Below are 19,366 nucleotides of genomic sequence, written 5' to 3' on the forward strand. Positions count from 1 at the left end.
CGCGGTCATCCGTTCGCTAGTTCGCTTCCGAAGGTTGCGCGACGAACCAGCCAAGCCTTCTTCGGCGCCCTGCACGGTTTCAGAGCCAGCCTTACAACCACTTCCGCCGCTTGAAGATCCCCCACAGCCCCAGCCCCATCACTCCCATCGCCGCCACGGCCACCGGGTACCCGAACTGCCAGTGCAGCTCCGGCATGTTGTCGAAGTTCATCCCGTAGATCGTGCCTACCAGCGTCGGCGCGAACAGGATCGCCGCCCACGAGGAGATCTTCTTCACTTCCTCGTTCTGTGCCAGGCCCACCTCCGACAACCGCCGGGTCTCCTCATTCTGGGCCAGCCCGGCCTCCGAGAGGCGGCGCATTTCGTCGTTCTGCTGCTGCGTCACCAGGGTGGCGTGCACGGTGAGCGCGTTCTCCAACAGTGCCCGGAATGAGGCGGCGTGCTCGGTGACCCGCAGCACGTGGTCGAGCACGTCCCGGAACGAGCGCTGCAGCTCCACGTCCACCTGGTACTTCTCCGAGCCGCGAAGGAGCGCCTCGAGCATGCCGCGCAGCGGCCCGGTGGCGCGCTGGAAGTCGATGACCTCGCTGAGCAGTTCGTAGATGCGCCGCGACACCGACGGGTCGCCGCCGAAGAGTTGGTTCTCGATTTCGTCGATGTCGTTCTCCAGCCCGGCGACGACGGGGGAGTAGGCGTCGACGACCTCGTCGAGCACGGCGTGCAGTACCGCTTCGGGTCCGAGCGCGAGCAGGGCAGGGTTCTGCTCCATCCGCCGGCGCACGTTGGCCAGGTCGGGGTTCTCGGCGTGCCGCACCGTCACTACGAAGCCCGGCCCGATGAACACGTTCACCTCGCCGAACTCCACTCGCTCTTCGGCGTCGAGGTACCAGGCGGGCCGCAGCACCACGAAGAGGGTGTCGCCGAACCGCTCCAGTTTGGCCCGCTGGTGGCCCTTGAGCGCGTCTTCCACGGCCAGCGGATGCAGCGAGAACTCGTCGGCGACGCTGCGGATCTCGTCCGCATCGGGCCGGTACAAGCCGATCCACGCCATTCCCTCGCACTCGCGCAACTGGCGGTACGTCTCGTCGAGGCTGTGGGGGCTGGAGGTGCGCTGCCCGGTCACGTAGATGCCGTTGTCGATGAGTGCCATGGTCCTACTCCGTCGTTCGGTCGACGAGAGCACGTGAGCAAGCCGGAGGTGACTAGGCAGACGTCGGGATTCGACGGTGCACCAGAGGTCACCTCGCAATGGAGGTTCAGTTGCGCGCCACTCCCAGCGCGACGCCCGGCCTAGAAGGTCAGAGCGAAAACGACATTCGCCGAGGGAGTGGAGCGCGGACTATCACCAGCCATGGCCGCTCACCTGCCTTCGATCGAAGATTGTCGTGGCCCTGCGTGGGCCTCGGATACCGTAGCACCCCAGGGCGTCGAGATTGGAAATCTGACTTGTGACGAGCGCTTATGGGTAGAGCTGACTCAGCCCCATCAGGGATGCGTTACCCGCCCAGGTAACGCGGGGCTCGCGTCGGCGACTCGACGCCCCAGGCCCTCCAGCAGCAGCTCCAACCCATAGTCAAACTCGTCCGCGAACGCATAACCGCCCCCGCCGAACAGCTCGGCGCGCGAGCGCGCAATGTGCGGATACAGCTCCGCCGGCGCCGCGACCTTGACGGCGAACGCCTCCTCGGCGCCGTCCCCCGGTTCGAAGGGCAGGCTCGTTTCGGTCAGCGCGAACCCATACACGTAGGCGTCGATCGCGGAGAAAGCGTGTGTTGCGAGCGCGGCGCTGAAGCCCTCGGTCATGAGTACGCCGAGTAGCCGGTCGTGGTGCTGCAGCAGCGCCGGGCCGGGATTGGGGCGCGATTCCATCATCCCCAGCGCCCACGGATGAGCGGTGAGCACCGACCGTGCCGATCGTGCCCGGGCGGTGATCGCCTCCCGCCAGCTATCGCCGACCTCGGGCAGTTCGATCCTCGCGAACACCCAGTCGGCCAGGTCGTCGAGCAGCGCCTCCTTGCTCGGCACGTGATGGTAAAGCGACATCGCCTCAACGCCGAGTACCTTCGCGACACTGCGCATACTCACGGCGGCGACCCCCGCGCCATCAGCGACGGTGGCGGCGGCGTTGATGATCCGATCCCTGCTGAGGGGTGTGCGCGATGCCATAGATCCATTCTTGTGCACTTACGGCCGTAAGGCTAGCATGGCTCTCATCCTTACAACCGTAAGGACAGAAAGTGCCCGCGGTCGTCGTCAGCGATCGTGGACCAACCCATCCTCACCACAACAACGGAGTACCTGATGAAAACACGTCAACACACCACCACCGCGCTGGAAGACCAGCGGATCCCAGTGCAGGCCAAGCTCGCGGCAGCCTGGACCAGCTTCATGTTCCTCGTCATATACATCGACTACTTCCACCTCTACCAGCCCGGCGAAATCGACGAAATCCGGGGCGGCGACATCTTTGCGTTTGAAATCAGCGGGACATTGATTTCAATCTTCTTCGCGCTCATAGCGATCCCGACCCTGATGGTGCTGCTCTCCATGACGCTGCCCGCCCGGGTGAACCGCGCCACGAACCTCGTCGTTGCCGTGCTTTTCATCCCCATCTGCGTGTTCAACGCGGCCGGGGCGTCCTGGGACTGGGCCTTCTACTACGGCTTCACCATCGGAGTCGAGGTGCTGATCCTGGCCTTTATCCTGCGCTCCGCCTGGACCTGGCCCCGCACCGCACGGCCGGCAGACATGGCGATGAGCCCCGAGCTTGCGGCCATTCGCATCAAGCAGAACGATTGAACGGGGTAGGCGGTGCCCGTGCCGCGAGGAACCATCTGCCGCGGTGCCGCGGTGTGGGCTCCGTGGGTGTGGCACACCGACTGCTAGTGGGCGGTAGGGGCCTCCACGGCCCCTACCGCCTACTCTCCAACTGACTGGTGTCTGGCAACGATCTCAGCGGATTTCACTCGTCAAAGCCAGCGTGCGCACCAGCCTGCAACCGCGTGGGAGCGCGGAGCCCGCGCCCGAAAGCAACGGCTGTGACTCCAACTACGCTGACGTCTGCGTGCCCGTCGCGTCCGACGTGGACTGCGCCGGCGGCAGCGGCAACGGACCGGCCTACGTGGACGGCCCGTTGCGCATTGTTGGCTCCGACGTCTTCGACCTAAACCGCGACGGCGACGGCATCGCCTGCGATGCCTAACAGTCCAGAGCGACCTACAGTGCGACGTCGCCGCAGAGGTGCACGAGCACGCCCAGCTCGGCGAACAGTGCGGCCTTAGCCGCGAGGGCTTTGTCCGCGGTCTTGGCGTCGGGGGCGTAGACCACCTGCAGGTGGTTGGCCTTGTGCCGGGCCATCAGCTGGTCACGTGACACTCCGTGCAGCACACCGTGCATGATGGGCCACTGCTTGTCGGTGGCGTTCAGGCGACGCTGGGTCTCTTCTTCCGGCAGGTCGGCCACGTGGCCGCGGCCGAGGTCAACGTGCAGCACCCCGTCCATGATGAACACCCGCGACCACACGATCTCGCCCGGCTTCGAGGTGCCCGACAGCGTGGAGCCGCCCTTGGGAAAGAACACCGCGGGCTGGCGGTTGCCGTGCGATTTGGCGTAGCCGCCGTTGTGCGAGGCGGGCACGGCGCCGGAGATCTCAAACACCCACACGAACTCGTCGCCGTACTGCTCACCCCACCGAATGTCGTGCAGGGTGTTGGCCGGGTCCAGGCCCATCGCCGTCCAGATGCGATTCGTCACCAGGGTGTCGACGGCCACGCCCTCGTCGACCTCGTTGAAGTGCGGCAGGGCGGCGCCGGCATACAACTCGCGGGAGCCGTCGCGGGAAAGCACAGGTGGGCGCTCCACGTTGTTGAGCAGGCCCTCCACGAGGTCGGAGGCCGGCACCATGTCTTTGAGGCCCTGCTGGTACTGGATGCCGATGGCATCGGCTCCGAAATCGTCCGCGATCCGCACGGCCGCCACGTACATCTTCATCTGCTCGTGCACCTGTGCCTCGGTGAGGTCGGTGGCGTCGTCTGGTCCGAAGTGGAACGTGAAGCCCACCCCGTCGAGCCAGCCCCGCACAGCCTGCGCCTCGGCATCCGTCACCGTGTACATCTCGGCGAGTAGCGCCGACTGAGAGAGTCGCTCCTTATAGATGCCGAGCGCGTTGAGCAGTTCGTCGTCGATGATGGCGTTGTACATGCCCATGCAGCCTTCGTCGAAGACACCGATGATGGCCTTCTCATCCTGCAGCTGCCGGGCCAGGCCGCGGCCCAGCGCCACCTCTTCGGTGTCGGGCAGCGAATCGAGGTCGCGCACATGGCTGACGTCGTGCACGATGCTGCCCGTGGCCAGCCATTCGCCGACCTTCTCCACCGCCCACTCGTCGTTGAAATCCTTGCTCCACAACGAGGAGTAGCCGATGCCCGCCTTGGTGAGCGACCCGGTGAGGTTGAGCAGCCCGACCAGGCCCGGAAAGTCACCGGCCCAGTTGGCGACGGCCAGGATGGGGCCCTGGTGCGAGCGCAGACCGGCGAGGACGTGGTGGCTGTACTGCCACACCGCGTCGACGATCACAAGCGGGGCGTCGGTAGGGATGCCGCGGAAGACGTCGAGCCCGGCGCGCTGGCTGTCGATGAAACCGTGCCCGGTAGCGGGGTTCTCGTCGTGGGCCCGGTGAGCCGCGAACCCGAAGCCGGCGACGGCGCGGGCGAAATCGGCTTCGAGTTGCTGCTGGGTGGCCCAGCCGGCGGTGTTGGCGCTGAGCCGCAGGTCGCCGCTGGCGACGATGTACACGGTCTTCGGGCGTAGGGCGGGGCGCTGCAGGGGTTGGGGAAAGGCGTAGCTGGTCACAGGATCTCCTTGGTTGCGAATACAGGTCAGGCGTTGCGGGCGGCCATGTCGAGCAGCTCGCCGTGCAGGGTGTCGTCGATGGCGGCCATCGACATGCGGGAGTCCCAGCTGCCGGGCACATTGCCCGATACCGCGGCCTTCAACCGGATGATCGACGGCCCGGTGAGTGCCACCAGCGTCTGCACAGTGGCCTGCAGGCTCGACGCGGCGACGCCATCGGCGTCGTCATCGAGGGCCGCGGCCAGCCGGCCGAAGGTTTCGGGGTAGGCGGCCGACACGCCGGATACGACCCCGGTGCCGCCCTCTCGCAGCACCGTCGGCAGGGTGGAGTCGTCGCCGGAGTAGAGCTCCTGACCCCGCTGGAGCTCGGCGACGTACTCCACCAGGAGGTCGGTGGCGGCGCCGGAGAGCTTTGCGCCACGCACGCCGGGCAGTGCCATGATCTCGTGGAACGCCGCCGGCGAGACGACGATGCCGGTGCGCTCGGGGAACAGGTAGACGTAGTGCTCGATGCCGGGCAGCGCGCTGGTGACGCCGCGGTAGAACTCGATCACGGCGGCGTCATCGGCCGGGAGGTAGTAAGGCGTGAGGGTGGCCATGCGGGTGATGCCCAGCGTGGCGGCGGCTCGTCCCAGCCGAACCACCTGGTGCAAGCTGGCATGACCGATGTGGGCGATCACACGCTCGGCGCCGAGCACCTGACAGGCGCGGCGAAAGGCCTCCTGGCGTTCGTCGTCGTCGAGCGCCGGGAATTCGCCGGTGGTGCCGGCGATCAGAGCGGCGTGAACGTGGGGGGAGACCCGGGTTAATAGTGCGTCGAAGGTGTCCCACTCGATGGCGCCGTCGCCGTTGAAAGGAATGGGGAGGGCGCTGACGATCTGTGCGGTCATGGGTGGACCTTTCGGTTCGGTTCGGGGTGGGTAAGCAGAGCGAGGGGCACCGTGGCACAGACGATTCCGCGGCGTTGCCAGGTGTATGTGATGAACAGGTCGTCGTCGCAAACCACCGCGGCCGGGTATGAGTACTCCCCGGTGCCGTCGGTGCGCACGCCGGAGTCGTGCGGATCGAAACCGGTGCCGGATGCCTCGGGCAGGCTGGGGGTGAACCCGCCGAGCGGCATCCGCCCGTCGTCGACGATCGCGACGGTCTGCCAGTGCAGGCCATCGCGGGAGACGGACACGGCCAGCGGACAGCGGGCGCCCCAGCTTGTGCCGGTGGGGTTGTGCACACACGCGAGCGTGCCGTCGGGCAACTGGGTGACGGTGAGACCGCTGTTGTTGTTGGGCAGGGTGCTCGGCACGGCCGTCGTGAAGGTGCGCCCGTTGTCGGGGGAGAACGCGAGGTAGGCGTGCCCCTCCGAGGACCGCAACAACGCGCCCACGGTATCGCCGGTGACCCACAGCGCGGGCTGGATCACGCCCGCCCCCGACAGCTGGGCGCGGTCGACCGGGATGTCGACCCGGTTCCAGGTGCGTCCGTCGTCGGTGGAGCGGTCGACGAAGGACGCCCAGATCGCACCGTTCGGCGCCCAGCTCTCGATGGATGCCGGGGCGAGCCAGGCCCCATCGGCCGCGCGCACCGGCGGGTTCTTCACGGGCCCGCGCCCACCGGTGTCGCCGGGAACCACTTCTCGTGGTTCCGTCCAGCTGGCCCCGTCGTCTGCACTGGTGCACAGCCATGTCGACCACTCGGAGATGCGCGGCCCACGTTTGAAGAACAGCCATACCGAGCCGTCCGCGGCGTGGGCGAGCACCGGGTTCCAGTGAGCGACGGCGTCGGCAGTGTCGCCGGTGCCCACGACCGGCCGGGGGTCGCCCCAGCTGCCGCCGGGCTCCCGCACGGCCACGAAGATGCCGTTGTCAGGGCTGCCCTCTGCGCTGCCCGCGAACCAGGCGCACAGCAGGGAGCTGCCCACGGCCAACACCGTGGAGGCGTGGCATTGCACGCCCCCGGTGGTGCCGGGCCGGGCCGCCCAGTCGCGGGTCATGCCGGCGGTGATGTGGAGAGGTATTTCGGTGGTGGGGTCAGCGGTGGCGCCCATCAGCGCTCGGACTTCGACTCGGCGGCTTCACGCTGGGTGCGGTCGGCGAGTCGATCTTCGAGCGACCCGGGGTCACCGGTGCCGCGCCGGGCGCCACGCACCTTGGCGATGAGAGGCACCGCGATCGCCAGGGCGGCGAGCACGAGCATGACGGCTGAGATCGGCTGGGTGAAGAAGATCGTGGGTCCGTCGATGAGCAGTGCGCGGCGCAGGTTGGCCTCGGCCAGCGGGCCGAGCAACAGCCCGAGAACCACGGGGCCGGCGGGGAAGCCCGTGCGCTTCATCACGAGCCCGATTACGCCAGAGATGAGCATCACGATCACGGTGTACATGTTGTTGGTCACTGTGTAGGTGCCCACAACACAGAAGATGAGGATGGCCGACCAGATGTAGTAGTTGGGCAGGTCCATCAGCTTCACCATGCCGCGCATCCGCACCAGACTGATGCCGAGCGACACCACCGTGGCGACGATCATGATCGCCGCAATGGAGACGACCAGGTCGGGGTTGTTGGTGAACAACTGCGGGCCGGGCTGCAGCCCCCAGATGATCATGGAGCCGATCATGACGGCCATTACCGAGTCGCCAGGGATACCCAGCGCCATCGTGGTGATCAGCGATCCGCCCAGGGTGGCGCTCGAGGCGCCGTCAGCAGCCGTGATGCCCTCGATGGAGCCCTTGCCGAATTTCTCCTTGTTCTTGGACACTGCTCGGGCCCGGTCCCAGCCGATCAGTCCGGCGATGTCGCCGCCCGCTGCCGGAACGATGCCGACCACGATGCCGATCCCGGTGCTGAGCGCCATCGGCTTGCCCATCTCCTTGTATTCCTTCTTCGTCGGCCACCAGCGGCCGAGAGAAGAGATCGGCTTGGCCCGCTTGTCGCGGTGGGTGAGCAGCTGGTCGAACAGCTCGGCGATGCCGAAGAGTCCGATGATGACGGCGATGAAATCCAGCCCGCCGGACAGGTCGTTGAGTCCGAAGGTGAACCGTTGGTCTCCGGTGATCGGGTCGCGTCCGATGGTGCCCAGTGTGAGACCCACCGCGCCGGCCAGCACGCCCTTCACGATCGACTTCGACGAGATGGAGATCATGATGGTGAGGCCGAACACCACGAGGGCGAACATCTCCGGTGGCCCGAAGTTGAGCGCCAGCTTGGCCACGGGCTGGGCGGCGATGATGAAGACCACCATCGACACCAGAATGCCCACCGTGGAGGCCAGCGCGGAGACCACCAGGGCGAGCCCGGCCTTGCCCTGCTTGGCCATCGGATAGCCGTCGAAGGTGGTCGCGATGGCGGCGGGGGTGCCGGGTGTGTTCACCAGGATGGCGGGGATGCGGTCGCCGTAGTTGGCGCCGACGTAGATGCTCAGCAGCACGGCCAGACCCTGAACGGGTTCGAGGGTGAGGGTGAAGCCGGCGGCCAGGGCCACCGCCATCGACCCGGTGATGCCGGGAAAGACGCCGACCAGGGTGCCGACGAGCAGGCCGATCATCAAGCACAGCAGGGTGACCGGGTCGAGGACCGCGCTCAGCCCGGATTCCAGGGGGTTCATAGGGGCACTCTCAGAAGGAGGTTGAACATGGCATAGAGCGCGCCGGTCATCACGACCGGGTAGATGATCAGGGCGCGGATTCCGCGGCCGCCGCCGATCGCGGTGACCGCGGAGACGAACACCGGTGCTGCCGCGACGAATGCCGTAAGCGGCCACACCACGATGAAGGCGATGGTGGCGGCGACCGTGAGCAGCAGTTTGATCCAGCCGGCCCGGGTTGTTGCCTCGTTGTCGTCGTTGGGGCGGGGCGCCTTCAGGAGTGCGGTGATCAGCAGAATGAGGGACAAGCCGAGGCCCAGCGCGCCCAGGAAGGTGGGCCAGGACCGGGGTGTCATCCCCGGGAGCTCCAGCCGCAACTCGATGGCGTTGGCGAGGAGGAGCACCGAGCCGGTGAGGGCCACGGCGGTGAGCGCGATGGTGATCTCGGGCCAGCGTGGCGCCGTGATCGAGCGCTCGCCGCCTGCATCCACCGCGTCCTCAGGGCCACTCGTCGTGGACGAACTGGGCCTCATGATTACTTGACTTCGAGCAGGCTGGCGAAGCGGTTGTACTCGCTATCGATGAACTTGGTGAAGTCCGCCGGAGTCTTGTAGACCGAGAGGGCGCCGCTCTTGGTGATGGTGTCGACGAACGTGTCCGACTGGGCGGAGGTGGCGATCGCGTCGGCGAGGGCTTCGCGCACGTCATCCGGCAGTCCGGTCGGTGCGTAGACGCCGCCCCATCCGCCGAAGTTGAGGTCGTAGCCGAGTTCCTCAGCGGTTTCCACGTCGGGAAGCAGCGGGTGGCGCTCGTCGTGGAGCACGGCGAGGGCGCGCAGCTGGCCACCGTTGTGTGCGGCGGCCGTCTCGGCGGTGCCGCCGACGGCAGCGTCGACCTGGTTGCCCATCACCGCGGCTACGGCCGGGCCGCCGCCGTCGAACGGCACGGGCACAACCGTGGCGCCGGTCAGGTCGGCCAGCCCCAGCTCGGCGGCTTCCCAGATGGAGCCGGCGCCGGAGTTGGCCATGGTGACGGAGCCGGACTTGCCGGCCGCGACCAGGTCGTCAAGGGTCTTGAAGGGGCTGTCGTTGGGCACCGAGATCACGCCGGGGGCGAGCATGATCTGGCCGAGGAAGTCGTAGTTGGCCGGGTCGATGTCGAAGCCCTGGTGGGCGAGCATCGAGATCTCGACGGGGACGAAACCGATGGTGTAGCCATCCGGGTCTGAATCGGCGATGTACTGCATGGCCGTTGAGCCGGATGCGCCGGGCCGGTTTTCGACGATCACCGAGACACCGAGCTCCTTCTCGAGTTCGCTGGCCAGGGCGCGCGAGGTGAGGTCGGAGCCACCGCCGGCCGCCGCCTGCACGATGAAGGTGATGTCACCCTCGGGATAGGCCGAGACCTCCTCGACGCCGTCGGCGGCGGGGGAGGAAGAACACGCGGTGAGGGTAAGGGCGGCAGCCGCCAGAACGACGGTCAGCTTGAGGGTGCGGGGCAGTGTCATTTTTCAACTTCCTTGTTGGAAACGGGGCAGTGCGGAGTGAAACGGGCAGTACGGATTTCGGGATGACGCGAAGGAACAGCGGGAAAGTCGGGGAGGGTTAGGCCTCGGCGTGCAGTCGGTTGAAGGCGTTGGTGAGCCGGTCGCGGGAGCCCTGAAGATGGACGCGAAGCATCTCGACGGCGGTAGGGATGTCGCCGTTGCGCAGGGTCGTGTACAGCTCCAGGTGGTCCTGGTAGGTGGGTCCGAGGTCGCGGTCTTCGGCGTTGGTCAGCTCGAGCATGACCGCGAAGGTGGGCTCGTACATCTTCCACATGCTCTCGAGCCGTTTGCCGCCGGCCACGGAGTAGAACGCAGAGTGGAAGTTGAGGTCGGCGCGGGAGAAGCCGAGGGAGTCGTTGGCTGCCACCCGGTCCAGCATGATGTTGAGGTTTCCCTCCACCAGGTCCCAGTTGGCGTCTGTCGAGTGAGCGTGGGCCAGTTCGAGGGCCTTGACCTCGAGGATCTCGCGGAGCATGTACAGCTCGTCTACGTCGCTGGCGCGCAGCCCCACGGCGAAGACGCCGCGACGGTGGCTCTCGACCAGGCCCTCGGATTCCAGCTGGCGCAGGGCGTCGCGGATGGGACCGCGGCTCACGTCGAATCGGATCGACAGCTGGGATTCAACGAGGTGGGTGTTCGGCGGGATCTCGCCGGCGACGATGGCGTGGCGTAACTGGGTGACAACGTGGTCGCCGAGCGCCTGTGCCTGGGGCACGGGGCTTCGTCCATTCACGAAAGACACGCTCGTCATCATTGACTCCTCTTCGCTAACCGATAACGGTTTACCGTAAACCAAAGCTAGGGGGTGTGCGACAATTCGTCAACCTTTTTGATCAGATGGCGTGGGTCGAGGATCTAGCCAGAGCGGCGCAAAGGACCGGCTCGGGGGCGCACGATGCGCTCCCCAGTTGGGGACCTGTATCCAGTGCTCGGTCGTCTGACACACTTCGACCATGTCTCTCGCGCCAATCACTCTCGGTCAGCAGCCGCCAACTCGGGCCGCTCTTTTCGTGGACTTCGACAATGTCTATATCGGTTTGCAGAAGCTGGATGCCGTGGCCGCAGAGCAGTTCGCTACCGATCCGGGTCCGTGGACCGACGCCATGGCAGGCGGGGAGGGCGGCAGCGGCCCAGGCAGCCGGCGTTTCTTGGTTCGCAATTGCTACTTGAATCCATCCGTCTTTTCGAAGTACAGGGCGTACTGGACACGGGCTGGATATCGCGTGATCGATTGCCCATCGCTGACCCAACAAGGAAAGAGCAGCACAGACATCAACCTCGTTCTGGACGCCGTCGATATCCTCGCCGGACCTGTGCGGATCGAGGAGTTCTTCATCGCGTCTGCCGATGCGGATTTCACCTCCCTGATTCAGCGCTTCAGGGCGGCAGATCGGTTCACCACGGTCATCGTGGCGGGAGCCGTCGCCAGCGCCTACCGCAGCACGGCCGATCGAGTCGTTGAGTCCGATGCCTTCGTGTCCATGCTTCATGGCCAGGTAGCGCAGCCCCCGGCGGACGCAAAGGTGCTGGTCGAGGATGCGTCCGCGTCGAGTAGCACCTCCTCGCCGACATTCGGAGTGAATCGGCCGCGAAGCGAGGCGGGAGCAGTCGCAAGCTCGGCCGCCGTGGCCGTGCTGGACTTCGTTACGAGCGCTCCTGGGGTCGTCACCACGGCGATCCTGGCAAAGCATGCGCAGATTACAGAGCCTGCTCTCGCGGGTGACTGGGCCGGTATGGGTTCCTTCACTGCATGGCTGGCGCAGTTCGAAGGCAGAGTGGGGTATTCCACCAAACCCCCACCCGGATGGGCCTGGGATGCGGCTCGGTTCTCGGCAGAAGACCTGCCCATCGCGATCGATGCCCGCCCGGCGATCGAACAACAGGTCACGCGCGTGACTGACGTACCTCCGCTGTCTACGGCACAGTTCAGGCAGCTCTTCCTGTCTCTGGAATCACGACTGAAGGCAGGTCCTTTCATCCGCAACGAGACGGCCAAACAGGTCAGGGATGATTGCACTCATGCTGGGGTGCAGGTGAGCCGTTCTGCCATCAACTTTGTCATCACCGGTTTGCTCTACGCTGGCGTTTCGCTCACCTCCGAGGCCACGGCAGAGAAACTGGCCACGGGTTGGGCAAAGAACGTCGAGGCGTTGTGCGGAGGTGCCCGGATGGAATTCGATGCTTCCGAGAAAGACGATCTCAGGACGTGGGTCAGCGGCGACCTCGCTTCCTAGGCGATCAGTACGAGGGCTCATGGAGATGGGCTGGATCGCCCAGGCGCGTCGACAATGCCCGCGTAGGAGGACTTGCCTAATGAGCTCCGCCTTCCCACTCGATGTTCCCACCAGCGACGTCGATGACCTGCGCGATCGGCTCCGGCGCACCCGCTGCTCACCCGACTGGCCGGTCACCGGTTGGACCGCCGGCACCGACCAGGCCGAACTGCGTCGCCTGGTCGAGTGCTGGGCGGATGGCTTCGACTGGACGCTCAGCAGTCCCGGATCAACACGCTGCCCTGGCACCGCGCCACGGTCGCCGGCACCCCACTGAGCTGCCTGCGCTGTGGGGCCGAGACCACCGGCGCCCTGTCGCTGGTGCTCACCAACGGCTGGCCAAGCACCGCCATCGAACTCGTCGATCTGGCCCGGCGCCTGGCCGCCCCGTCCCAGCACGGGGGAGCGGCGACGGACGCGTTTCGTGTCTGCCACCGCAACGCGGTGTGTGCTCGATCATCCTGGTCAAGGCCGGCACGGATTTCCCCCCCCCGGAAACGAAACCGCGACCTCACCGGATTGCTGCTCGCACGTCGCAACTAGCGCTGCCTGTGGGATATGACTCGATAGGGTGCCAGTGCTCGGCTGATCACTCCTGCCTGCGCTAGCTCGACGGGGCGGCATCCGCTCTGGCGGAGAGGCATGCGCGGATTGCGCCGTGAGGCCGGTGACCGGGCCCGGTGCGGGTGTGGGTCTCGATGATGTCGTAGTGAGCGGCGCGGAGTTCGTCGCTCAGGGCGGCTACGGGCCATCGATACGCCGTCGTGATCGCGTGCTCGAACGGTTCGACCACCGGGCCCTCGAAGAAGCCAAGCAGAAGCTCGCCGCCCGGGCGCAGCACGCGCGCGAACTCAGAAAGCGCACCCCGGAGTGAGGCCGGCTCGTGGTGAATGAGGGAGTACCAGGCGAGGACGCCCGCAACCGTGCCGGGTGCTTCCGGCAGTGCACCGATGTCGCCGATCGCGAAAGACACTTCCGGATAGGCCTGTCGGGCGTGGTCGATGAAGTTCGGCACCAGGTCGACACCCCGAATGCTCACCCCACGCTCGGCGAGATGACCGGTCCACTGCCCCGGGCCGCAGCCGGCATCGATCAGTGAGCCGTCGAGCCGCTCGGCCCACCCGGTGACAAGCTGCAGGTCCGCTGGATGCACCGACGTGATTGAGCCCAGGTGCTCCGCATACTCCGCCGCACGGCGGGCATACGCGGCTCTGATCTCGGGTGCCATACCTCTGAGCCTAGGATGCTCCGCGCCCTCTTCACTCAGCACCGGGCGTGCGCCCGGGGGCTCGACCAAGCCGCCGCATCCCGGCTCTTACAGGATTAGAAGCCGATCCAGTCGCCGTTCGAGTCCAGCTCGTAGTCGGCAACGCTCGCCTCAATGATGGTGAGGGTGCCGTTCTTCATGACGGTCATCTCCACAGTGGCGAATGCGTCGATTGTGCCGTCGGTCTCGATGGGGAAGTCGAACTGATCCGAGCTGCCGTCGTCGAGCGGATCGGAGGCGCACGACTGCACGAATGTCAGGGTCTTGGAATCGTCGGAGACGTACTTGCCCGGCTCGGGGTCGGAGGCGTCGAGATCGTCGATGGGAGTCGCGTCCAGCGCCGACCACGCCGGCTTAGCGGAATACGGCGCCTGCTCCAGGTTGGCAACGATCTCTTCTACCTCCGCGGCGCCGCCCGGGGCGCTCGCCTCGGCTTCCTCCACGGTCTCGACGCCGAACTGCCGCATCAACACACTTTCGAGTTCGGCTTCGCCCTCGGCGGCGTATTCCTCTTTCGTCATCGACGGTCGGCTCAGCGCGTCGAGGCCGTCTCCGCGATAGTCGATTGCCAGGTCGACAGCGCACGACTTGGACGAGTCCAGTTCGCGTGCTTTCGCCGTCACCTCGCCCACCAGCAGCCCGTCGGCATCGGATCCCGCGGCCTCGACGAGGGACTCCGGGATGCGGATGACCAGTTCTCCTTCGGAGCCGTAGGCGGGGGTCTGAAACTCGAAGACCCCGGCCTTGGGGGCTCCATCAGAACTTGCATTGCTGTCCACGCCGTCGCCGGTCGACGCGGTAGAGCAGCCCGCCAGCAGTAGAGCTGTCGCTGCCGCCAACGTGGTGGCGGCCAGCATGGACGTTTTGTTCAAAGTCTGCATGTATACCCGCGCCCGGATGCCGGACGCGTTTCCCTTGTATCCCCCGTGGCGATCCGCCGCTCCACCCGGAACGGCCGCCAGAGTCGATCCTATCGAGAGAGAGTGCCCAGCTTGTGGCTGAGCGAACGGCCTCGACTGACCGCCCAGCAGGCCGAGATCAGCGAGACGTCGGGCAGTGTCGGCCGCCGGCAGTGCGGCGGCTCGGCGTGATTCAGCTCTCGCGCTTGGCGAGGCCGTCGAGTCGCAGCGTTGAGGACTCGTCCCGGTGGCTGCCGTCCGAGCCCACATGCTTGTCGGGGACCGCGCCGTCTGCGCCGTTCTTCAGGACGCCGTAGAGCGCCATGGCGTGCCCGCGTCCAACGCCGTAGTCGTCACGGAGCCAGGCGACCACCTCGCCGGCCTTCGTTGTCGAATCGAAGCCGCGGGCGCTGGCTTCGTCGAGCAACTCCTGGGGCGTCTTGCCCGTCTTCGTTTCGATCGCGTCGAGGTAGGCCTGGTATGACATTGCTCTTCCCTTCCGAGCCGTCGGTGCCGTTTCGCTAGAACTCTAGCCGCCGAATTGCCGCCGTTCGAGGAGCCGAGCGGCGGTCGAGTCAGCTGTGACCAGGATGCATCAATTGGAGCGACTGCACCTACCAATCGTTGCCACCAGCACTGGGGAGTGGACAGTGCACGTGGGTAGGGTGTGTCGCCGCAAGCCAGTCTCATCTCGGACGCGTCCAATGTATCTCCGGCGACCGCGACCGCGAACGCCACACCGAAGCCTAAACGCATCGCAACTCCGACCCCCACCCCGACGGCTATCGCCACTGAGGCTGAGGTCCAGGAAGCGACAGCGATCAATCGCACGCGAGGAGACCAGCGTTCAGCCGGTCGACGAAGTTACCTCAGTCGGCACCCGAGTGCCCGAGCCGGTGGTCGCAGCGGAGCCGGTGCCGGAAAGTAACGGCTGCGACTCCAACTACGCCGACGTCTGCGTGCCGATCGCGTCAGATGTGGACTGCGCCGGCGGCAGTGGTAACGGTCCGGCGTACGTCGACGGTCCTCTCCGCATCGTTGGATCGGATGTCTACGACCTCGACCGTGACGGCGACGGAATCGCCTGCGACGCATAAACGGCGCGAGCGGGGCTCGACTGATCGAGCACGAGTGTGGAGGGTGAGATCGAGCCTCGCCTAGACCAGCGTCGAGATCCGCCACAGAAACCACGCCGTGGACGCGATACTAACCACGAGTCCGGCGATAGCCGTTCCTCGGCCGGTCTGCTGCCGCCCGGCGCCTTCGAGTTCAGCGGACTTCGCGATGCCAATCGCCGAAAAGACGATTCCCAGCACGCTCGGGATCGCCACCGGATTGATGAGGCATGAGACGAGGGCCAAGACCAGCCCGGTGTACGCCATCGAGTTGTTCCGACGAATCTCTCGGTCCTTCTCCTTGCGCGTTGGCTTCCGTGCATACGACACCGCTGTGCTGTGACTCGCCATTGGTACGTATGCCGGCTTTGCGGTTGCGGGCCCGACTGTGTTTCCGTACACGTAGGCAGGCGGCGGTACCGGCATGGGTTCGGCGGTGCGCCGCTGATCTGACCACTCTGCGCCTGTCCACCAGCGCAGCAGCGCGCCATCTTCAGGGTCTCGGTACCAACCGGCTAAAGGCAGAGTCAAAGGGATTCCCGTCGCGTGGGCGCGCCAACACGACGCAAATTGAAGCGTATGAGCGCACGGGGCGCATCCGCCAACCCCCAGTGTGGGTGCCCACGGCCCTGGTCGAGGTGAGGTATCTGCTGCCGGTGTCAGGCGACGACGTCAGCCGAATCCTCAACCATCGCATCGGGCGCCAGCCGAGCCTGGGTCGCATGCCGCTGAAAGGTATCGGCCACGGGATTGCGCCGCCGGGCCAGGCTCCCCGACGGTGTTTCCACCAGGTCATGCAGACCCATCGTCAGCAAGTGGTCTGCCCGGGGTGCCTCGGTGTGGCGCCAGGTCCATTCGTACATGTCGAACAGCGGCCACCAGGTGTACCCCACAACGTTGACGCCGTCGGCCTTGAGCTCGTGGAGCGCGCCGACCGAGGCATCGAGCCATCGACGCCGTTCATCGACCGTGCCGGTCACGCTCGTCTCCGTGAGCATCACGGGTGCGCCATACCGGTCGGCCCAGGTAGTGAGTACGTCTTTCAGGCCCTCCGTGCCGGTGTCCTCATAGGGCCGAGGATCGGCGAATCCGCCGCCGTGATGGATGCCCGCCTCGAACACCTCGGTGGAGTGCAGCGGGTAGTAATTGACGCCCATGACATCGGGCCGAACCGGATGCGCCCGGAACCAGTCGAGGAGAGAGTCGTCGGCGCCGCCCCGTTCCAGCTGGCCCAGCAGCGGGTGGTCCGGCCCGACGGCGCCGGTGACGAGATCCTCGACGAGGAATCCCTGGTGCCGAAGCCGCGTGACGGTGTCCGCGTGCTCGGGGGCATCCAGGGCGCCCGAGTACCGGATGCCCGCATCAACGTGCACAAAGGTGGCCCGGTCACCGAGCACCGACGCAATCGCGTGCTGAGTCTTCACGAACCCCTCAGCGAGGGCGGTGGCGATGCTCACCATGCCGGTCGGGCCCGAGAGATATGGCGGCCAGTACGCGTACTCGCCGGAGAACAGGGCGTGGATCACGGGCTCGTTGACCGGCGTGTAATCGGTGGCGACGTCGCCGTACCGTTCGGCGAACCGCTGGGCGTATTCGGTGACGTGGTCGGGATAGTCCGGGTGGGAGAACTGGCCCTCGAGCCAGAGGGGAGTGCCGTAGTGCAGCAGATCGATCACCGGGCGTAAGCCCAGCTCGGCATACCGCGCCATCACGCCGTCCACCCACGACCAGTCCCATCGGCCCTTTTCGACGGCCACCCGATGCCACGGCACCCCCCAGCGCACCAACTCAGCGCCCACATCGCTGGCCAGCTGCAGGTCGCCGGCGAATTGCGCGTAGTGCTCGGTGAGCTCGTATTCATCGATGGCGCGCTCGCCCGGGCGGGCCTGCGGCACGAAGGTGTCCTCGATGCCGACCGCGAAGTGCAGTCGGCCGTCGTCAAACCAGGTCATGTTGCTCGATTCAGTGGTGATGGTGGTCAGTGGATGGCGGCGGGCTATTTCAGGCCGCTGCTCGCGACGCTCTCAATGAAGCGCCGCTGAACCAGCAGGAAGAGGATCGCGAGGGGCAGCACGGCGATGAGGGCGCCGGCCATCATCACGCCCTGGGGGATGATGCCGCCGGGGCCGGTCAATAGGGTCAGGCCCGAGGTGATGGTGCCGTGGTCCGATTCGGTGGTGAACACCAACGGCCAGAGCAGGTCGTTCCAGTTGTTGACGAAGGTGAAGATGCCTAGCGTGAGCAGCGCCGGGATGGCGTTGGGCAGCACCACGCTCCAGAACACCCGAAACTCGGAGGCCCCGTCGATGCGGGCGGCATTGTCGAGGTCCCGCGGGAGGGACAGGAAGAACTGCCGGAGGAAGAAGATGCCAAACGCGTCGGCCGCCCGCGGCAGGATCAGCCCAGCAAAGGTGTTCACCCAGCCCAGGTCGGAGACCAGCTGGTAGATCGGGATCAGCGTCGCCTGAAACGGGATCATCAGGCTGGCGATGATGACGATCAACAGCACCTTGCTGCCACGGAAATCCAGCCGGGCTAACGCGTAGGCAGCGAGCGAGTCGAACACCAGGGCGAACAGGGTGACCCCGCCGGCGAAGACGAAGCTGTTGCCGATCAGCCGCGCGAATGGCAGCTCGGAGAAGATCGCCCGAAAGTTGTCGAGCGTCCACTGGGTCGGGGTGAGCGTGGGTGGGAAGGCGTTGACTTCGGAGGCCGGCTTGAACGCGGTCAACACAATGATGATGACGGGCAGCATGATCGCCGCAGTCACGACCAGGAAGCCGACGAAGTAGAGCGCCCGGGTCAGACTGATCCGTGGTGGGCGTCGGCGACCGGTTCGGGTGGATGCCGGGGTCGGCAGCGCCGCCCGGCTGAGGGTGCTGGTCATGAGCTGGTGTCCTCTCCACGCCGACCGAAGAACAGGAACTGCACGAGGCTGAGGAGCAGAGTTGCCACCAGCAGGACGTAGGACAGCGCGGAGGCGAAGCCGAGTTCGAGGTCCTTGAACCCGGACTGGTAGATCTCCATCACGATCGTCTGCGTGCTTCGGTAGGGTCCGCCTCCGGTGAGCACGTAGATCTGGTCGAATGCCTGCAGCGCCGCGATCAGCGCGATCACCACCACGAACGCCATGGTGTTGCTGAGCATCGGTAAGGTCACGTTCGTGAACCGGCGCCATCCGTTCGCGCCGTCGAGCGATGCCGCCTCATACAGGCTCTTAGGGATGTCTTGCAGGCCGGCCAGGAAGATCACCATGTAGAAGCCGAAACTCTTCCACACGGCCACGAGCACCACGGTCGGCATGGCCAGCGCCGGGTCCTCCAGCACGTTGCCGATCCGAATACCGACGGCCTGCAACCAATAGTTCAACAGCCCGATCTGCGGGTCGAGCAGGTACGACCAGGCGAACGCCGCGACGGCCAGCGACACGATGAACGGAAGGAACAGGGTGGTGCGGAAGAATCCGCGGAACGGCAGCTGCGGACTGTTGACCGCGAGGGCGAGCACCAGCGCCACGATCAGGGCGACGGGCGTGAACAACACGGCGTACAACGCGGTGTTCCCGATCGACTGCAGGATGCTCGGATCGGTGAAGACCCGCGCATAATTCTCCAGGCCCACCCAGGTCTCCTGCCCGAATCCGCTGGCGTCGGTGAAGGAGAGACGGAGGGCCGAGAACATCGGCCAGCCCACGAAAGCCGTGAGGATGATCAGGGCCGGGGCCAGGAACCCGACGACGACGGCCCGCCGGCGGAAGCCGTCGTTCAGCGGTCGTCTGCCGCCGAGCTGACCGGGCGGGCGCCACGGTCGGCGTCGTTGGAGAGATGAGGTCGTCATCGGAT

20 protein-coding genes and 2 pseudogenes are annotated in these 19,366 nt (G+C 66.2%); 5 read left to right on the top strand and 17 right to left on the bottom strand.

Translation table 11 applies throughout. The features are described 5' to 3' along the window. Positions 1-91: 91 nt before the first annotated feature. Complete coding sequence (locus E3O57_RS14505) at positions 92-1,150, bottom strand: magnesium and cobalt transport protein CorA (RefSeq protein WP_088456908.1); 1,059 nt, start codon at positions 1,148-1,150, stop codon at positions 92-94. Between the two features lie 335 nt (positions 1,151-1,485). After that, positions 1,486-2,166, bottom strand: a complete 681-nt coding sequence (locus tag E3O57_RS14510; protein WP_103478638.1) for a TetR/AcrR family transcriptional regulator — start codon at positions 2,164-2,166, stop codon at positions 1,486-1,488. Between the two features lie 135 nt (positions 2,167-2,301). On the opposite strand from E3O57_RS14510, the gene E3O57_RS14515 reads away from it, so the two are divergent. Further along, positions 2,302-2,799 carry a DUF6326 family protein gene (locus E3O57_RS14515; RefSeq protein WP_103478639.1) on the top strand — a complete coding sequence of 166 codons (498 nt, stop codon included), beginning with the start codon at positions 2,302-2,304 and terminating at the stop codon, positions 2,797-2,799. 265 nt (positions 2,800-3,064) lie between these two features. Beyond that, positions 3,065-3,202 carry a hypothetical protein gene (locus tag E3O57_RS18755; protein WP_165787856.1) on the top strand — a complete coding sequence of 46 codons (138 nt, stop codon included), beginning with the start codon at positions 3,065-3,067 and terminating at the stop codon, positions 3,200-3,202. A 14-nt stretch (positions 3,203-3,216) separates the two neighbouring features. On the opposite strand, the gene E3O57_RS14525 is transcribed toward E3O57_RS18755, so the two are convergent. From E3O57_RS14525 to E3O57_RS14555, 7 genes are all read right to left on the bottom strand, one after another. Next, positions 3,217-4,851 carry a fucose isomerase gene (locus E3O57_RS14525; RefSeq protein WP_103478641.1) on the bottom strand — a complete coding sequence of 545 codons (1,635 nt, stop codon included), beginning with the start codon at positions 4,849-4,851 and terminating at the stop codon, positions 3,217-3,219. Positions 4,852-4,877: 26 nt separating this feature from the next. Then, positions 4,878-5,741, bottom strand: coding sequence for a dihydrodipicolinate synthase family protein (locus E3O57_RS14530; protein ID WP_103478642.1), 864 nt, complete (start codon positions 5,739-5,741; stop codon positions 4,878-4,880). Beyond that, positions 5,738-6,892, bottom strand: coding sequence for an exo-alpha-sialidase (locus E3O57_RS14535; RefSeq protein WP_103478643.1), 1,155 nt, complete (start codon positions 6,890-6,892; stop codon positions 5,738-5,740). Before E3O57_RS14535 ends, E3O57_RS14530 begins: the two co-directional genes overlap by 4 nt. Beyond that, entirely contained in the window at positions 6,892-8,445 is a 1,554-nt protein-coding gene (locus E3O57_RS14540) for a tripartite tricarboxylate transporter permease (protein ID WP_103478644.1), read from the bottom strand. The genes E3O57_RS14535 and E3O57_RS14540 overlap by 1 nt, the downstream gene beginning before the upstream one ends. Continuing rightward, positions 8,442-8,957, bottom strand: coding sequence for a tripartite tricarboxylate transporter TctB family protein (locus E3O57_RS14545; protein WP_103478645.1), 516 nt, complete (start codon positions 8,955-8,957; stop codon positions 8,442-8,444). The genes E3O57_RS14540 and E3O57_RS14545 overlap by 4 nt, the downstream gene beginning before the upstream one ends. Before the next feature lie 2 nt (positions 8,958-8,959). Further along, positions 8,960-9,931, bottom strand: coding sequence for a tripartite tricarboxylate transporter substrate binding protein (locus tag E3O57_RS14550; RefSeq protein ID WP_103478646.1), 972 nt, complete (start codon positions 9,929-9,931; stop codon positions 8,960-8,962). A 97-nt stretch (positions 9,932-10,028) separates the two neighbouring features. Further along, positions 10,029-10,685, bottom strand: a complete 657-nt coding sequence (locus tag E3O57_RS14555; RefSeq protein ID WP_198416847.1) for a GntR family transcriptional regulator — start codon at positions 10,683-10,685, stop codon at positions 10,029-10,031. Between the two features lie 238 nt (positions 10,686-10,923). On the opposite strand from E3O57_RS14555, the gene E3O57_RS14560 reads away from it, so the two are divergent. Then, positions 10,924-12,204 carry an NYN domain-containing protein gene (locus tag E3O57_RS14560; protein ID WP_103478648.1) on the top strand — a complete coding sequence of 427 codons (1,281 nt, stop codon included), beginning with the start codon at positions 10,924-10,926 and terminating at the stop codon, positions 12,202-12,204. Between the two features lie 79 nt (positions 12,205-12,283). Then, positions 12,284-12,786 (top strand): annotated as a pseudogene (locus E3O57_RS19265) (epoxide hydrolase N-terminal domain-containing protein). Between the two features lie 61 nt (positions 12,787-12,847). Here E3O57_RS19265 and E3O57_RS14570 read toward each other — a convergent pair. The 3 genes from E3O57_RS14570 to E3O57_RS14580 all read right to left on the bottom strand — a co-directional run bounded on the left by E3O57_RS14570 (position 12,848) and on the right by E3O57_RS14580 (position 14,896). After that, a complete protein-coding gene (locus tag E3O57_RS14570; RefSeq protein ID WP_103478650.1) occupies positions 12,848-13,471 on the bottom strand; it encodes a class I SAM-dependent methyltransferase in 624 nt (207 codons plus the stop codon). Positions 13,472-13,566: 95 nt separating this feature from the next. Continuing rightward, positions 13,567-14,367, bottom strand: coding sequence for a hypothetical protein (locus E3O57_RS14575; protein WP_103478651.1), 801 nt, complete (start codon positions 14,365-14,367; stop codon positions 13,567-13,569). Positions 14,368-14,602: 235 nt separating this feature from the next. Continuing rightward, positions 14,603-14,896, bottom strand: a complete 294-nt coding sequence (locus tag E3O57_RS14580; protein WP_103478652.1) for a DUF4287 domain-containing protein — start codon at positions 14,894-14,896, stop codon at positions 14,603-14,605. A 397-nt stretch (positions 14,897-15,293) separates the two neighbouring features. Between E3O57_RS14580 and E3O57_RS14585 the strand changes: the two genes are divergently transcribed. Beyond that, positions 15,294-15,506, top strand: coding sequence for a hypothetical protein (locus E3O57_RS14585; protein ID WP_103478653.1), 213 nt, complete (start codon positions 15,294-15,296; stop codon positions 15,504-15,506). Between the two features lie 60 nt (positions 15,507-15,566). Here E3O57_RS14585 and E3O57_RS19110 read toward each other — a convergent pair whose 3' ends face one another. The 5 genes and pseudogenes from E3O57_RS19110 to E3O57_RS14605 form a co-directional block, all read right to left on the bottom strand. Then, complete coding sequence (locus tag E3O57_RS19110) at positions 15,567-15,791, bottom strand: hypothetical protein (RefSeq protein WP_241990435.1); 225 nt, start codon at positions 15,789-15,791, stop codon at positions 15,567-15,569. A gap of 165 nt (positions 15,792-15,956) precedes the next feature. Next, positions 15,957-16,055: pseudogene (locus tag E3O57_RS19270) on the bottom strand (DUF2510 domain-containing protein); the annotation flags it as partial. Between the two features lie 128 nt (positions 16,056-16,183). Then, positions 16,184-17,476 carry a family 1 glycosylhydrolase gene (locus E3O57_RS14595; protein WP_103478655.1) on the bottom strand — a complete coding sequence of 431 codons (1,293 nt, stop codon included), beginning with the start codon at positions 17,474-17,476 and terminating at the stop codon, positions 16,184-16,186. 44 nt (positions 17,477-17,520) lie between these two features. Continuing rightward, positions 17,521-18,411, bottom strand: coding sequence for a carbohydrate ABC transporter permease (locus E3O57_RS14600; RefSeq protein ID WP_103478656.1), 891 nt, complete (start codon positions 18,409-18,411; stop codon positions 17,521-17,523). Continuing rightward, complete coding sequence (locus E3O57_RS14605; protein ID WP_103478657.1) at positions 18,408-19,361, bottom strand: carbohydrate ABC transporter permease; 954 nt, start codon at positions 19,359-19,361, stop codon at positions 18,408-18,410. The genes E3O57_RS14600 and E3O57_RS14605 overlap by 4 nt, the downstream gene beginning before the upstream one ends. Between the last annotated feature and the right edge of the window lie 5 nt (positions 19,362-19,366).

It is taken from the genome of Cryobacterium sp. TMN-39-2 (genome assembly GCF_004402745.1).
Lineage (GTDB): Bacteria > Actinomycetota > Actinomycetes > Actinomycetales > Microbacteriaceae > Cryobacterium > Cryobacterium zongtaii.